Annotated in this window: 11 protein-coding genes, 1 tRNA gene and 1 pseudogene; 10 read left to right on the top strand and 3 right to left on the bottom strand. The window is 46.1% G+C overall.

The annotated features are described in order from the left end of the window. Positions 1-87: 87 nt before the first annotated feature. Together gltB and gltD are read left to right on the top strand one after the other, a co-directional pair. Positions 88-4,647: a glutamate synthase large subunit gene (gene gltB, locus NYE42_RS10485; protein ID WP_342496934.1), complete on the top strand. Its 4,560-nt coding sequence runs from the start codon at positions 88-90 to the stop codon at positions 4,645-4,647. 16 nt (positions 4,648-4,663) lie between these two features. Beyond that, positions 4,664-6,145 carry a glutamate synthase small subunit gene (gltD, locus tag NYE42_RS10480; protein WP_014418084.1) on the top strand — a complete coding sequence of 494 codons (1,482 nt, stop codon included), beginning with the start codon at positions 4,664-4,666 and terminating at the stop codon, positions 6,143-6,145. Between the two features lie 323 nt (positions 6,146-6,468). Here the strand turns inward: gltD and NYE42_RS10475 are convergent, their stop codons facing one another. Beyond that, a complete protein-coding gene (locus NYE42_RS10475) occupies positions 6,469-7,449 on the bottom strand; it encodes a zinc-binding dehydrogenase (RefSeq protein WP_352426449.1) in 981 nt (326 codons plus the stop codon). Positions 7,450-7,567: 118 nt separating this feature from the next. On the opposite strand from NYE42_RS10475, the gene NYE42_RS10470 reads away from it, so the two are divergent. The 4 genes and pseudogenes from NYE42_RS10470 to NYE42_RS10455 all read left to right on the top strand — a co-directional run bounded on the left by NYE42_RS10470 (position 7,568) and on the right by NYE42_RS10455 (position 10,384). Beyond that, complete coding sequence (locus tag NYE42_RS10470; protein WP_352426448.1) at positions 7,568-8,434, top strand: LysR family transcriptional regulator; 867 nt, start codon at positions 7,568-7,570, stop codon at positions 8,432-8,434. A gap of 51 nt (positions 8,435-8,485) precedes the next feature. Then, positions 8,486-8,716 (top strand): annotated as a pseudogene (locus NYE42_RS10465) (His/Gly/Thr/Pro-type tRNA ligase C-terminal domain-containing protein); the annotation flags it as partial. A 46-nt stretch (positions 8,717-8,762) separates the two neighbouring features. Further along, positions 8,763-9,065 (top strand): metalloregulator ArsR/SmtB family transcription factor, encoded by a 303-nt coding sequence (locus tag NYE42_RS10460; protein ID WP_003153841.1) that lies wholly within the window; start codon positions 8,763-8,765, stop codon positions 9,063-9,065. A gap of 143 nt (positions 9,066-9,208) precedes the next feature. Next, the gene (locus NYE42_RS10455) at positions 9,209-10,384 is read left to right on the top strand and encodes an MFS transporter (protein WP_352426447.1); all 1,176 of its coding nucleotides are present in this window, start codon (positions 9,209-9,211) and stop codon (positions 10,382-10,384) included. Positions 10,385-10,430: 46 nt separating this feature from the next. Here NYE42_RS10455 and ggt read toward each other — a convergent pair whose 3' ends face one another. Further along, positions 10,431-12,206, bottom strand: a complete 1,776-nt coding sequence (gene ggt / locus NYE42_RS10450; protein WP_129003414.1) for a gamma-glutamyltransferase — start codon at positions 12,204-12,206, stop codon at positions 10,431-10,433. 243 nt (positions 12,207-12,449) lie between these two features. Between ggt and NYE42_RS10445 the strand changes: the two genes are divergently transcribed. From NYE42_RS10445 to NYE42_RS10435, 3 genes are all read left to right on the top strand, one after another. Continuing rightward, positions 12,450-12,680 (top strand): excisionase family DNA-binding protein, encoded by a 231-nt coding sequence (locus NYE42_RS10445; protein WP_003153848.1) that lies wholly within the window; start codon positions 12,450-12,452, stop codon positions 12,678-12,680. Between the two features lie 316 nt (positions 12,681-12,996). Further along, positions 12,997-13,542 (top strand): site-specific integrase, encoded by a 546-nt coding sequence (locus NYE42_RS10440; protein WP_352426446.1) that lies wholly within the window; start codon positions 12,997-12,999, stop codon positions 13,540-13,542. Positions 13,543-13,584: 42 nt separating this feature from the next. Next, positions 13,585-13,657, top strand: a tRNA-Arg gene (locus tag NYE42_RS10435). 333 nt (positions 13,658-13,990) lie between these two features. On the opposite strand, the gene NYE42_RS10430 is transcribed toward NYE42_RS10435, so the two are convergent. Then, positions 13,991-14,533 carry an IseA DL-endopeptidase inhibitor family protein gene (locus NYE42_RS10430; protein WP_108724928.1) on the bottom strand — a complete coding sequence of 181 codons (543 nt, stop codon included), beginning with the start codon at positions 14,531-14,533 and terminating at the stop codon, positions 13,991-13,993. 226 nt (positions 14,534-14,759) lie between these two features. Between NYE42_RS10430 and NYE42_RS10425 the strand changes: the two genes are divergently transcribed. After that, on the top strand, positions 14,760-16,148 hold the full coding sequence (locus tag NYE42_RS10425; protein ID WP_007407362.1) for an MATE family efflux transporter: 1,389 nt from the start codon (positions 14,760-14,762) through the stop codon (positions 16,146-16,148). Positions 16,149-16,248: the final 100 nt, after the last annotated feature.

Genomic DNA, 16,248 nt, shown 5'->3' with positions numbered 1-16,248 from the left:
TATATTGTTTTGAAAACTTACAATTAATTTAAAGTTGTCAGATTTTATGACCGATAATTAACGGAAACTGATCGGGGGAGAGGAATTATGACTTACAATCAAATGCCGAAAGCACAAGGTCTCTACCGTCCGGAATTTGAGCACGATGCATGCGGAATCGGCTTGTATGCCCATTTAAAAGGGAAACCTTCACATGACATTGTCAAAAAAGGACTGAAGATGCTTTGCCAGCTGGATCACAGAGGAGGACAGGGCAGTGATCCGAATACGGGTGACGGCGCCGGCCTGATGGTTCAGATCCCTGATGCTTTTTTTAAGAAAGAGTGCGGAGAAATGAGACTGCCGGAAAAAGGCCGTTACGGGGTAGGAATGGTCTTTTTCTCGCAAAATGAAGAGGAAAGAAAAAAGATTGAAAAACAGGTGAATGCATTCATTGAGCGGGAAGGACAGATCGTTCTCGGCTGGAGAACCGTCCCTGTAAATGTCGGAAAAATCGGAACAGTGGCACAAAGCACTTGCCCGTATGTGCGTCAAGTATTCATCGGCGCCGCAAACGATTTGAAAGACAGCCTTGCTTTTGAACGCAAACTGTATGTCATCCGGAAGCAGGCGGAAAATTGGGGCGTTCAAGAACAGCTTGATTTTTACTTCGCAAGCCTGTCAAGCCAGACTATTGTTTATAAAGGTTTGTTAACGCCTGAGCAGGTTGACGCATTTTATTTGGATTTGCAGGATGAAACCTTCGTATCTGCATTCTCACTTGTGCATTCAAGGTTCAGCACAAATACCTTTCCAACCTGGGAACGTGCTCATCCGAACCGCTATCTGATTCATAACGGAGAAATCAATACGCTCCGGGGCAACATCAATTGGATGAGAGCGAGGGAGCAGCAGTTCGTTTCAGAAAGCTTCGGAGACGATCTTCACAAAGTGCTGCCGATTTTAAATGCTGAGGGCAGTGACTCATCCATTCTTGATAATGCGTTTGAATTTTTCGTGATGGCGGGGCGGAAACCGGCACATACGGCAATGATGCTGATTCCGGAACCATGGACGGAAAACACTCACATGTCTAAAGCGAAACGGGCTTTTTATGAATATCACAGCTCTTTAATGGAGCCGTGGGACGGGCCGACCGCCATTTCGTTTACGGACGGAAAACAGATCGGCGCCATCCTTGACCGTAACGGCCTGCGTCCGGCACGTTACTATGTGACAAAAGATGACCATATTATTTTCTCATCTGAGGTCGGCGTTATTGAAGTAGAGCAGGAGAACATTCTTCATAAAAAACGTCTGGAGCCCGGAAAAATGCTGCTCATTGACTTAGAAGAAGGCCGGATTATTTCAGATGAAGAAGTGAAAACAGAAATTGCCAATGAATTCCCTTATCAAAAATGGCTTGAAGAAGAATTGGTTCAAGTGAATCCTGACCCGGAAATCCGGGAAGAGGAACAATTCGATGATCTTCTCGTCCGTCAAAAAGCGTTTGGCTATACGTATGAAGATATTCAGAAGTATTTAATTCCTGTTATTAAAGAAGGCAAGGACCCGCTCGGCTCTATGGGAAATGATTCGCCGCTCGCCGTTTTATCCGACCGCGCCCAATCACTGTTTCATTACTTTAAACAGCTGTTTGCGCAAGTCACAAACCCGCCGATTGACGCGATCCGCGAGCAGCTGGTAACTTCTACGGTGACCTGGCTTGGAGCTGAAGGCGATCTGCTGCATCCGAGTGAAAGAAATGCACGCCGCATAAAATTGTATACTCCTGTATTATCAAACGAACAGTTTTATGCGCTGAAAACACTTGTGCATCCTGACATTAAGAGCCAGAACATCCGCACGCTGTTTTCCGATGACCTAGAAAAAGGCCTGAAGGATTTGTTTCAGCAGGCGGAAAAAGCGATCAAGGAAGGCGTATCTCTGTTAATTTTATCTGACAGGGCAATGAGTAAGGAATTGACGCCGATTCCGCCGCTTTTGGCCGTCAGTGCGCTGCATCAGCATTTGATCCGCCAAGGTCTGCGAACAAAAGCAAGCATTATCGTTGAATCCGGGGAAGCGCGTGAAGTTCATCACTTTGCGGCTCTCATCGGGTATGGTGCAGATGCTGTCAATCCGTATTTGACTTACGCTACGTATAAGCAGGAAATCGATGAAGGCCGGCTTGATATTCCGTATGAAGAAGCTGTCAGCAAATACGGAAAGAGCGTAACAGAAGGCGTCGTGAAAGTGATGTCAAAAATGGGGATTTCAACTGTGCAAAGTTACAGGGGCGCCCAAATTTTTGAAGCGGTCGGCATCGGTGAAGACGTTATCGCTAAATACTTTACCGGTACTGCATCTCAGCTTGGCGGAATCGATATCGAAACGATTGCGCAAGAAGCGAAACAGCGCCATCAAGCGGCGTACAAGGATGATTACAGCCAAACCCTTGATCCGGGAAGTGAATTCCAATGGCGGAACGGGGGAGAGCACCACGCTTTCAATCCGAAAACCATCCATACGCTGCAATGGGCCTGCCGCAAAAATGATTACAGCCTGTTTAAGCAGTATTCTCATGCAGCGGATGAAGAACGAATCGGATTTTTACGCAATCTGTTCGCCTTCAAAGAAGACCGCAAGCCTTTAAAATTAGAGGAAGTTGAATCAGCTGCTTCCATCGTGAAACGTTTTAAAACAGGAGCGATGTCATTCGGTTCATTAAGCAAGGAAGCCCATGAGGCTTTAGCGATAGCGATGAACAGGCTTGGCGGAAAAAGCAACAGCGGAGAAGGCGGCGAGGACCCGAAACGTTTCGTTCCGGATGAAAATGGCGACGACAGAAGAAGTGCGATTAAACAGATTGCTTCCGGCCGTTTCGGCGTAAAGAGCCATTATCTCGTCAATGCGGATGAATTGCAGATCAAAATGGCGCAAGGGGCGAAGCCGGGAGAAGGCGGTCAGCTTCCGGGCAACAAGGTATATCCTTGGGTCGCGGATGTCCGCGGTTCTACACCAGGTGTAGGGCTGATCTCACCGCCTCCTCACCATGATATTTATTCAATTGAAGATTTGGCGCAGCTGATTCATGATTTGAAAAATGCGAATCGAAGCGCGCGTATCAGCGTCAAGCTCGTGTCAAAAGCCGGTGTCGGCACAATTGCGGCCGGTGTGGCAAAAGGCACTGCGGATGTCATCGTCATCAGCGGCTACGATGGCGGAACGGGCGCGTCGCCGAAAACAAGTATTAAACATACGGGTCTTCCGTGGGAGCTTGGTCTTGCAGAAGCTCACCAAACGCTGATGCTGAACGGTTTACGGGATCGCGTGGTATTGGAAACGGACGGTAAGCTGATGACAGGCCGGGATGTCGTAATGGCCGCCTTGCTCGGTGCGGAGGAATTCGGCTTTGCTACAGCGCCGCTCGTCGTTCTCGGCTGCGTCATGATGCGAGCCTGCCATTTAGATACATGTCCTGTAGGTGTCGCAACGCAAAACCCGGAGCTTCGCAAAAAATTCATGGGCGATCCTGACCATATCGTAAATTACATGCTGTTTGTCGCAGAAGAAGTGCGTGAATATATGGCGCAGTTAGGCTTTAAGACGCTTGATGAAATGATCGGACGGACAGACGTTCTTCATGTCAGTGAACGTGCGAAAGCGCATTGGAAAGCGGGCCAGCTTGATTTATCCACACTGCTGTACCAGCCTGAAGGCGTCCGCACTTTCCGTACGGCGCAAAACCATAAAATCGACCAGTCGCTTGATATGACGGTTATTCTTCCGGCGGTGCAGGCTGCAATTGAAGCCGGACAGGAAGCGGAAGCTGAAATCAAGATCAATAATACAAATCGCGTAGCCGGAACCGTGACGGGAAGTGAAATTTCTAAACGCTACGGAGCGGAAGGCCTGCCGGATGATACGATCAGACTTCATTTTACCGGATCAGCCGGACAGAGTTTCGGAGCATTTGTCCCTAAGGGGATGACGCTTCATTTGAACGGGGATTCAAATGACTACGTAGGCAAAGGGCTTTCAGGCGGAAAAATCATCGTGAAAGCGCCTGATGCCTTCAATTGTGAAACACACGATAACGTTATTATCGGGAACGTCGCATTTTACGGAGCAACAAGCGGGGAAGCGTACATTAACGGGCGCGCCGGTGAACGTTTTGCAGTCCGTAACAGCGGAGTCAATGTCGTTGTAGAAGGTATCGGAGACCACGGCTGTGAATACATGACAGGCGGCCGGGTTGTCGTCCTCGGCGAAGTCGGCAAAAACTTCGGGGCGGGAATGTCAGGCGGTATCGCATACGTCCTGAGTGATGATGCCAAAGCATTTAAACGCAAATGCAACATGGAAATGATTTCATTTGAAAAGCTGACGGATGAGGCGGAGATCAAAGAAGTTGAAGAAATGGTCAAACGGCATGCGGCGCTGACAAACAGCAAAAAAGCCGCAGATCTCCTGGACAATTGGGAAAAAGCCGCAGAAACCTTTATCAAAGTCATTCCGAAAAACTATAAACAAATGCTCCTCAGCATCGAAGAACAAAAAGCGGCGGGTTTATCAGAAGAAGACGCAATTATGTATGCTTTTGAAGCCAATACAAAGGTTCACCAAACGCCTGCCAAAGATCAAAAACAAGCGGTAGTACAGTAAGAAAGGGGAGAGGAACATGGGGAAACCAACTGGATTCATGGAAGAAAAACGAGAAAAACCGGCTGAGCGGGACCCTCTCACTCGCTTAAAGGATTGGAAAGAGTATTCGGCTCCATTTTCAGATGAAGCGTCAAAGCGGCAGGGGGCGCGGTGTATGGATTGCGGCACACCGTTTTGCCAAATCGGCGCTGATATCAACGGTTTTACGTCCGGCTGCCCGATTTATAATCTGATACCGGAGTGGAATGACCTCGTCTATCGGGGGCGCTGGAAAGAAGCCTTGGAGCGCCTTCTGAAAACGAATAACTTTCCTGAATTCACAGGGCGGGTCTGTCCCGCTCCTTGTGAAGGATCTTGTACGCTGGCTATTTCAGATCCGGCTGTTTCAATTAAAAACATCGAGCGGACGATCATTGACAAAGGTTTTGAGAACGGATGGATTCAGCCGAGAATTCCAGCGAAACGCACAGGTAAAAAAGTCGCTGTCGTCGGTTCAGGCCCGGCAGGTCTGGCAAGCGCTGATCAGCTGAACCAAGCCGGTCATTCCGTAACGGTCTATGAGCGTGCTGACAGAGCCGGAGGCCTGCTGATGTACGGCATTCCGAGCATGAAGCTTGAGAAAAATGTCGTCGAACGCCGTATTAAACTTTTGACGCAGGAAGGTATAGATTTTGTAACAAATACCGAAATCGGCGTTGACATAACGGCAGATGAGCTGAAAGATCAATTTGATGCCGTCATTTTGTGCACAGGCGCCCAAAAGCAGCGCAATCTGCTGATTGAAGGCCGGGAAGCAAAAGGCGTCCATTATGCGATGGACTATTTAACACTGGCGACGAAAAGCTATTTAGATTCCAACTTTAAAGACAAACAATATATAGACGCTAAAGGGAAAGACGTCATCGTAATCGGCGGAGGAGACACAGGAGCTGACTGCGTGGCAACCGCGCTGCGCCAAAAAGCGCGCAGCGTGCACCAGTTCGGGAAACATCCTAAACTTCCTCAAACGCGCACGAACGACAATATGTGGCCTGAACAGCCGCACGTCTTTACCCTTGAATACGCCTATGAAGAAGCGCAGGCAAAGTTCGGCAAAGACCCGAGAGAATATTCAATTCAGACGACAAAAATGGTGGCCGATAAGCAGGGCCGCTTACAAGAGATTCACACCATTCAAATGGAAAAAGTCAGAAACGAATTCGGAAAGTATGAATTTCATGAACTGCCCGGAACAGAAAAAGTCTGGCCTGCTCAGCTGGTGTTCATCGCCATCGGTTTTGAAGGGACGGAACAGCCATTATTGAAACAGTTCGGTGTCGATTCGGCAAATCATAAAATTCAGGCGGCATATGGGGATTATAAAACGAATGTTGACGGTGTTTTCGCCGCAGGGGATGCGAGAAGGGGCCAAAGCCTGATTGTATGGGCGATTAATGAAGGCCGGGAAGCAGCGCGTGAAGTCGACAGTTATTTAATGGGGAGCACTGTTTTACCGTAAATAAAGGGGTTTATTTATAAAACCGGCTGGGATCAGCCGGTTTTTCGTATTGAAATGAAACCTCCTTCTTCCTTTATTGGTCATACAAGGGTAACGCGGAAGATAACATATGGAATTTTGTTTTACAGAGTGGAGAGATTGTTTTCTTCCGCAGACTGAGACGATTTGCAAGCCTTGAGCAGTTGATCACGGTGCTGCTGACGGGCTCTGTGTGTCTGCAGTCGATTTGCGGGCAGATTTTAATTGATGAAGAAAAACATATTGAATTTCAAGCGGAAACGCTTATAAACAAATAAGGAAACGGACGGGTCCGCTCCTCTTTTTTAGACATCCAAACGAAAGCCGATATTGCCGAACTGCCGTCCTTCCCGCATTCTGTTAAAAGCGGCAGCTGCTTCACTGAGAGGGTACATGCGGTCGATAATGGGACGGATGCCGCAGCGGTTTACCAATTCCAGCATATCCGCAAATTCCTCATTGCTTCCCATTGATGTACCGAGAATATGAATCTGCGGAAAAAACAGCGAGCGAATAGGAAATCCGAGCTGATCGCCTGAACTGGCGCCAAATGTTACGATCCGGCCATTCGGTTTCATAATGTCAAGATAGTGTTGAAACAAGGCCGGGCCTACACCGTCAAGTATGATATCTGCTTTTTTGCCATTCAGCGCCTCATTCCAGTCACCGTAGCTGTCAATCGCCCGGTCTGCACCGTATGACAGTGCGGTTTGTTTTTTGTTTTCGCTGCGGGAGGTGACGCTGACTGTCGCTCCGATAGCTTTTGCCATTAATAAGGCGTATGTTGCCACGCCGCTTCCGATGCCCGGAAGGATAAGGTGTTCGCCTTTTTTTAATTGTCCTTTTGTAAATAAGGCGCGATAAGCGGTTAATGCTGATAACGGCAGCACGCCCGCTTCCTCCCATGTCAGGTGTTCGGGTTTTAAAACGGCATTTTCCGCAGGAACGATGACATAAGGTGAAAAGGTTCCGTCGCTCGGACCTCCTAAAATATCAGGGACGGCCGGTACGTCCTCAACGGTCTTCCAATTCAGCACCGGGTTGATGATGACTTCTGCATGCAGTAAATGAGACCGGACGCCGTGTCCTATTTCGGTTACGATTCCCGCGCCGTCTGAACCGAGAGTAAATTCATGGTTTCCGGTTTCGTGGTTTTTCATTAAAAACAAATCACGATGGTTTAATCCGGCTGTTTTCAGCTTTATTTTTACTTCGCCGTTTCCCGGCCTATTGTCAGGTGCCTGCCTGAAATCAAAGCCATTTTCGTGTATGATAAGGGCATTCATCATTCTTCTCTCCTTTATGATTGATGAGAAAGATTTTACAGGCTGTATCAGCTGCAGTAAATAAATCGAAATTGATAGCCGGCTATCAATAAAAATCATAGCAAGAAGGTGCCCTTACATGGAAAGCGGAGACTTAAAGATTTTTCAGGCTGTCGCCCGCAAAGGAAGTATTTCAAAGGCGGCAGAAAGCCTGCATTATGTTCAATCAAATGTGACAAACCGGATTCAGCAGCTGGAACGGCAATTGCAAACACAGCTTTTTTACCGCACAAATCGGGGGATGACGCTGACGCCCGCAGGTGAAAACTTATTGAAAGACGCTGACAGAATCCTTCAATTGCTGCATGAGGCGCAAAAAACGGTGCAAGAGGCAGGCGATCCGAACGGCCCGCTTCGAATCGGTTCTCTTGAAACGGCGGCAGCCGTCCATCTCCCTCAATTTTTCACAGAGTATTGCAGCCGCTGCCCGAAAGTACAGCTGTCTCTGTCAACCGGTGATACACATACTTTAGTGCAGCACGTCTTACACTATGAGCTGGACGGCGCTTTTGTTTATGGTCCGGTCGAATACGAAGATCTTGAGCAAGTCGCTGTATTTCAAGAAGAATTGGTCTTGGCTTCAAATAAGCGGGAAGGCAGTTTGCAAGACTTGTTGCGAGAGCCGATTCTTTATTTTGCCGCGGGCTGTTCGCACCGCCGCAAAATAAAAAACATACTGAAAGAAGAGGCAGTACCCACACATAAAATCATTGAATTCGGTACGTTGGAAGCCATTATTGGGGCGGTGCAGGCGGGGATGGGGGTTTCCTTTCTGCCTGCATCAGCCGTCCATTATTTTCAAAACAGGAAAAATCTTTTTCTTCATGAGCTCCCTGAACAGTTTCGGGATATGAATATATCATTTATCTACCGGAGTGATTTATTTTTGACATCGGCGTTTGAAGAACTGCTGAATGGATTAAAAGCATTACCGAACGGAAGATGAGAAAACAGGAGAGCTGTGTACGCCAATTTTTTTCGTTCCGGTTATTCTCAAAAGAAAGCGGGTATCCGGGCTGAGCTTGATCAGCGTGATGAAAAACTCGGCTATAAAATCAGAGAAGCACAAATGAAAAAAATACCATATATTGCAGTTGTGGGAGATCGAGAGTGCCGCCATCAATCTGTACATGTAAGGCAATACGGGCGGGAAGACACATTTGAAGAGAATGTGAGTGATTTTATTTCCCGGATCATAAGAGAGGCAAAACAAAAAATAGAGATTTAATAAAAACAACATTGACATATCGTAAAATCACGATATAATAAAGCGTATGAAACCTATTGATGTTTTTAAAGCGTTGTCTAATGAGTCACGGCTTGAGATTTTACAATGGCTGAAAGAGCCGGACCGTCACTTCGCCCCGCATGATGGCATTGATATGAATGAGATCGGAGTATGTGTCAGCCAGATCACCGATAAGCTTCAGATGACACAGTCAACGGCGTCTCAATATCTTTCCATCCTTCAGCGGGCGGGCCTTATCCAAACAAAACGGATTGGCAAATACACCTATTATAAAAGAGATGAAGACGCGATAAAGGCGATGGCCGATTATTTTCAGCGCGAAATGTAGGGCTGAATCCTTTAGAAGAGGGATTCAGTTTCTTTTTCCGACTACACATCGACATATTGCGATTTGTTTCTTTTTGTTCAACTCTTTATATCGATATATCACAATATATCTTTATATAAATCATCAATGAAGGAGTGTGTCAGGTGCAAAATACCTGGAAGATTTACATTTTGGCAATTATCAGTTTTTTAGTGGGGACGTCTGAATATGTGATATCAGGGATGCTTGATAAAATTGCAGGTTCCTTGGGAGTTACTGTGGCAGCGGCAGGGCAGCTGATTACGATTTTTTCACTTGTTTATGCAATCGGAACGCCTGTCATGATGGCCCTTACAGCAAAACTGGACAGAAGGAAGCTCATGATCTATGCTCTGGGGCTGTTTGTTATCGGGAATATCATTTCTTTCCTTGTGCAGGGATTCGGCTTATTTGCGGGAGCGCGGGTGATCATGGCGCTTGGAGCAGGAACTGTGGTGGTCACCGCGCTTACGATCGCAGCAAAAATCGCTCCCCCGGGAAAACAGGCAAGTTCTCTCGCAACCGTCATTATGGGGTTTACGGCGGCGCTCATTATCGGTGTTCCGATCGGAAGAACCGTGTCTGAAGCTTTTGGCTGGAAGGTGGTTTTTGCCGGAATTGCGGCAATCGGAATCATTGCCATGCTTATTATACGTTTCGCGTTGCCTGAGATAAAAGGAGATAAACCGGTGCCGCTCATTCAGCAATTTTCTCTTTTGAAGAAACGAAAGGTGGCTGTCGGGCTGGCCATTACGTTTTTTTGGCTCGGAGGCTATTCGGTTGCGTATACGTACCTTTCTCCGTATTTACTGAACGTTACTCATATCGGAAGCGGAATACTGAGTACATTGCTGCTTATTTTCGGTGTTGCAAGTCTTGCCGGTTCTAAAGCAGGCGGTTTCAGCGCAGACAAATGGGGGGCGCGTATGACATTAACCGGCGGAATGGCGCTTCATGCTATCATGCTCATGTTATTGCCGTTTGTCACACATTCTGCTTTCGGAGCGGCGGCAGTGCTTATTTTTTGGTCCTTCGCCGCCTGGTCATCTGGGCCTGCTCAGCAGTATCATTTGGCAACGATGGAGCCTGAATCATCGGGTGTATTACTTGGCCTCAACCAGTCTGTCATGCAGCTGGCTATGGCAGCCGGAGCGGGCATCGGGGGCATTGTTGTCACCCATCTGTCTCTTGCGTCAGTGACATGGATCGGATCAGCGGGTGTTGTCATCGCGATATGCGGCGTGCTTTCGCTTGCGTCATTAACGTCTGAAAAAACCTCATCTGAATACAGTGCAGAATAAACAAAAGCCTCATTTCTCAGCTTGAGAAACGAGGCTTTTTGTCTTGTCATTTTTCACATTTTTTCAAGTTTATGCCGATTGCGGCTCCGTTTCGGCTTGAGTCGGCAACTCCGGTGAAGGTGCCGTTTTCACGGTCAATCAGGATGCTTTGCACATTACCGATATCAACCGGGCTGCTGCCGAATTTATGCCCCATTTCGTTCAGTTTTGTGCGGGCTTCTTCCGGCACTCCTTTTTCATATCGATAGGATGTCATGCTGTTTGTGTAAATTCTCGGCTCTTCGACCGCCGCTTTCAGATCCATGCCGTACTCAACTTTGTTCAGGATCGTTTGCAGGACGGAAGAAATAATCGTTGCTCCGCCGGGGGAGCCGACAGTCAGGACAGGTTCGTTATTTTTGAATAAAATAGTCGGAGTCATGCTGCTGAGCGGACGTTTATTCGGCTGCACTTCATTTGCGCCGCCAGGCACCGCATCAAAGTCTGTTAACTCATTATTCAACACAACGCCGTATCCGGGAACCATAATGCCGGAACCGAACAGCTGTTCAATCGTTGTCGTATAAGATACGACATTGCCGAAGCGATCAGTTACCGTGAAGTGAGTCGTTTGGCCTTCTTGTTTGTCAGTCGGCTGCTCCACTTGTTTATAGTTTGCAGAACCTTCCTGATAGGCCCAAGGGTCGCCGGCTTTCGGTTTTTTATTGACTTTATCAATATCTATCAGCTGTCTGCGGGCATTGATATAATCTGGATTCAAGAGGCCTTTGAGAGGGACGTTGACGAATTCTGGATCCCCGGCAAATGCGGCGCGGTCAGCATAAGCCAAATGCATCGTTTCTGCGAGAAGCTGATATTTTTGCCAAGAACGGATATCATATTGAGAAAGCTTAAAATCATCCAGAAGGTTCAGCATTTGCAACAGGAAAACACCGCCCGAGCTTGGAGGAGGAGCAGTTGCGATATGATAGCCCTGGTAATCTCCCCAGATCGGTTCGTCAATCGTCACATTGAAGTTTTTAATATCTTTTTCTGTCATTGAGCCGCCGAATTCCTGCACTGTTTCCGCAAGCTTTTTGGAGAATGCTCCGTCATAGAATGCTTTTGTGCCTTTGTACTTAATAGCTGTAAATGTTTTGGCTAAGTCTTTTTGGATGAGTGTGTCTCCTTCTTTCAGAGGTTCTCCGTCCGGAAGAAACACGTCTTTTGCAGCAGTGTGTGATAATTTGTCTTTATAATCTGAGATGGCATCAGCTAAAACCGAATCGATCGGAAAGCCTTTTGAGGCAAGTTTAATGGAAGGGGTGATGAGTTGTTTCATGGAGCGTGTGCCCCATTTGTCGAGCGCTTTTTCTAGTCCTTTTAATGTTCCTGGAACACCGACTGCAGTCCCTTTCGTAACGCGTTCGGAGAAAGGGATGGCTTTGCCGTTTTCGTCAAGGAACATATCCGGTGTTGCGCCTGCCGGTGCGCGTTCCCGGCTGTCGATAATGGTGGTGTCTTTCGTCTTCGCATCATAAACCATCATAAATCCGCCGCCGCCGATTCCCGACATCATCGGTTCAGTTACGTTTAATGCGAATTGAATGGCAACCGCGGCGTCAATTGCATTGCCGCCTTTTTTCAGCACGTCGGCACCGATTTGTGAAGCGAGAGGGTGGGCGGTGGCAACCATGCCGTCTTTGCCGACATCTACCTGTTTGTAGTCGTCATAGGAAAACGGGTGTTTCTTAGCCTGAGCGTGATAAGGGATGCTTCCGGCCGCGAGCAATGTACTGAGCAGAACGATAAAACAGAGATTCATAAACTTTTTCTTTTTCATAGTCTGCCTCCTTTGTTTTCCGCTTACAATTATAGAGTAAGTAAAATGTGCTGTTTTCACAAGTGACAAACGGAATAGTCCGGTGCGCAAAAAGCCGGAGTTTCTGTGTGAATGTAATCAGTCGCAAATAGGCTAAATGGGAAACCGGACTGAAAAAGCTGTGAAACAAGCATAAAGACAAAAAATAAGCTACAATAAACAAAACAGAATTCACTCACATGACATATGAAAGGAACGTGAGCCATGTATTTAACGATCAAAGAGACAGCTGAGTTTACCAGTCTTCCTGAAGAATATGTGCACAATCTTGTTTTGACGAATAAAATAAGGGCCGTCCATGACGGACAGCAATATTTAATCAACAAGGAACAATTTCAAACCCATCTCGAACAGCTGGAAAAATATAAGGAAATGATTCAAGAGTTTTTAAATGAGCCGCTTCCTGAAGACATTGATGTAAAAGATGAAGACTAGGACACAATTTCATATTGTGTCTTTTTTTTGCATTTTTTTCGGTTGCTCACAAAAAAAACGGATGCTCAGATTTCATTTTAAGGCCGTTGTTTTCATTTTTTAATGCCTTGGGTCTCTATTTGTTTAAAAGCTTGTCACCGGGCTGAAAATGATGTTTTTGAGGAATTTGTTGAAACTGCGTATCTGGTTCACCTTATGTAACACTATGTATATTATGTTACATAAGACCCTTTATCCTTTATCACTCAACGGGTTTCGGCTATAATAGTAACATAATGCTCAATATGTTACTTTACCAATTATAAGGGGTTTTTTGATGCATATCGTACAGCCGATCCGAAGTTTGGAGAAGATCCAGGAAGTCAAACAGTATTTAATGAAGAAAAGTGATCGTGATTATTTTTTATTTATTTTCGGCATGAACAGCGCACTGCGGATTTCAGATGTTCTGCCGCTTCGCGTGAGGGATGTCAGGAACAAAGACCATGTGTGGGCAACCGAAAGCAAAACGAGAAAGAAAAGAAAAATTCTGATACTGGAGTCTTTAAAGGCCGACATATACGCTTATACAAAAGACATGAAAGAGGAGGACTATTTGTTTAAATCGAAACGGACGAATAAGCCCATATCCCGGATTCAGGCATACAGAATATTAAAGGAAGCGGCTGCCGCTTGCGGGTTGGAGGAAATCGGAACGCACACGCTTAGAAAGACGTTCGGGTATCATTTTTATCAGAGGACAAAAGACATTGCTGAACTGCAGAGGATTTTGAATCATTCTTCTCCGTCTATTACAATGCGTTATATCGGAATAGATGAAGATTCGACGAGAGCCGCCTATAAAGTGTTCGGAGGGCTGTAGGCTTGAAAAAAACGGCCGCCAGCGTTACTATAATAGAAGCAGGCTCTAGTAGCACAGCGGATAGTGCAGCAGTTTCCTAAACTGCAGGTCGGGAGTTCGAATCTCTCCTAGAGCGTTTTTTGTATAAGATAGGCGCAGCTTAATAATGCCGGTAAAACAAAAACCCCCTTGTTATACAAGGGGGTTTTGAGTTGGATATTTTGTGAAAACCTGATGGAAATGATGTGATTTTATTATGTTTTGCACAAATCTTGCACATTGCTATGCAAGTGTTTTTGCGGCCGTGGTGTTTTTTAAAAAAATCAAGGGTATTCGTTTATCTTCTTAACAGAGTTCCTCCCATAAGCTGTTTCTTCTTAACCGTCAACTGCTTCTGAAAAACAGCCTTCCGTTATAATATGCCAGCATATCATTGAAAAAAGCCCGCTGTAAGCAAGCGGGCTTTTTCTTATATGACAGCATCAAATTGATTGACTTTCCAAACGTTGTTTTCTTTTACGAATGTTACATCGCGTTTTGCTGACGGAGAACCGTCAAGAGTCGGTACAGTGAAGCGGTATGTTTGGATGCTTCTTTTTTTAGAAAGAAGGGTCATTTTTGCTTTTTTCCAATTCAGGAGGTTATCTCCGTCGCCGACCGGAACAGCCAATTTGCCGTCTTTTACAGTGAAGTGGTAATCTTTGAGCCCTTTGTCAATCGCTTGCTTTGTAAAAGCGGGTGTCAGATATTTTACGGCTTTCGCTTTTGTTCCGAGGTCTTTGCACATAAATACATATTGCAGATTTTGATATTCAAACGGTTCAGATGTGCAATTTGCGTTTGATTTAAGCGCACCGCCGCTCATTGTGTTCCAGAAATGTTCTCTCGCTGACAGGGCCAGCTGAAGTGCTTGTTTTTGTGTAAGGTCATTAGGTGCATTTTTTGCGGTCGCCGCAGTGCCCAATGACAGAATCAATGTAATAGTAGTGAGGAATAATAGCCATTTTTTCATGATATAATCTCTCCTTATCAATCTCTTTCTCTTATGTTACAAATGTTACAATAATTACGGTAAGATTACAATACCTTTTCAGAAATATTTTCCGGACTTTTTATTTTTATGGTTTATTTCCATGTAAGACGCGAGAAAAAGATAAAGAGTTTCATTGAACAAAAGGTTTTTACAAGCTGTCTGCTGAATAATAAAATGGAAGAAAATCAAAAAAGGAGTCCTACATATGGAAGTACAAGATCATTTAGAAACAGCGGAAGGCCGCGGCCAGTCAGTCTGGCGATCAATGTCACTGTTTTTAGTGCCGCTGCTTTTAAGCAATGTATTGCAATCTGTCGGCCAATTGGTCGGAATGGTATTTGTCGGAAGGTGGCTCGGAGTCGATGCGCTTGCCGCCGTATCGTCTTTTTTTCCGCTGTTTTTTCTGCTGATCTCCTTTACGATCGGAATCGGTTCGGGAAGCTCCATTCTGATCGGGCAGGCTTACGGCGCGAAAAACGAAGAGAGGATGAAGGCGATTGTCGGCACTACACTGACTTTTACCTTTATGCTCGGTGTTGTCCTGGCAGTTGTCGGCAGTGTGTTTACGCTTGATATTCTGCGGTTGATGGGAACGCCGGAAAACGTAATAGATGTCAGTGTCCGATATGCGCGCATTTTGTTTTGCGCAATGCCGCTGATGTTTTTATATTTTGCGTATACGACATTTTTACGCGGAACGGGAGATTCAAAGACCCCGTTTTATACGTTAATCGTCAGTACAGTCATAAACATCGGGCTCTTGCCCTTATTGATTCTCGGGCTTTTCGGACTTCCGAAGTTCGGCATTTACGGTTCGGCGTATGCAACCGTGATTTCAAACATCGTGACATTTATCGTACTCATGGTTTATTTGCGGAAAAGGAAACATCCATTGGCATTTGACCGGACTGCGCTCCGTTCTCTTAAAATGGACAAAAAGCTGCTCGCGCTTTTACTCCGTCTCGGTATTCCGTCGAGCATCAATATGATTCTCGTGTCACTTTCTGAAATTGCGGTCATTTCATTTGTCAATCATTACGGATCAAACGCGACGGCTGCTTACGGGGTCGTCAACCAAGTGGCGAGTTATGTGCAGATGCCGGCGGTAAGCCTCGGTATCGCCGTTTCCATTTTTGCCGCCCAATCCATTGGCGCCAATCAATTCGGCCGGCTGAAACAGGTCATCAAAGTCGGCATCGGCCTGAATTATTTGATCGGCGGGGTTTTGATTGTGCTGATTTACACCTTCTCCCGGCAGATACTTGCTTTGTTTTTAACAGATCAGGACACACTCCACATTGCCCGCAATCTGATTATGATTACCCTTTGGAGCTATTTGATTTTCGGGCACGCTCAAATCGTTTCAGCGACGATGCGGGCGAGCGGTACGGTGTTATGGCCGACGATTATCAGCATTTTTGCGATTTGGGGAATTGAAGTGCCTGTGGCCTTTATTCTTTCTCATTATACGAATCTCGGCATTCTCGGCATTTGGGTCGGTTATCCGGCGGCTTTTGTCGTCAGCCTGCTGCTGCAATACGGATATTACCGGTTTGTATGGAAGAAAAAACAGATTACCCGGCTGATTCAATAAGGTTTTACCGCACATCGCTCAGTTCATACGGGCGATGTTTTTTTTAGAGAAGGAAAATGAGTTTAGAAAATGGAATTCCTATACATGCTAGAAAACAAGG

The organism is Bacillus sp. FSL K6-2865 (genome assembly GCF_040311405.1).
Taxonomy (GTDB): domain Bacteria; phylum Bacillota; class Bacilli; order Bacillales; family Bacillaceae; genus Bacillus; species Bacillus velezensis.
This window is presented reverse-complemented; position numbering and strand designations above follow the sequence as displayed.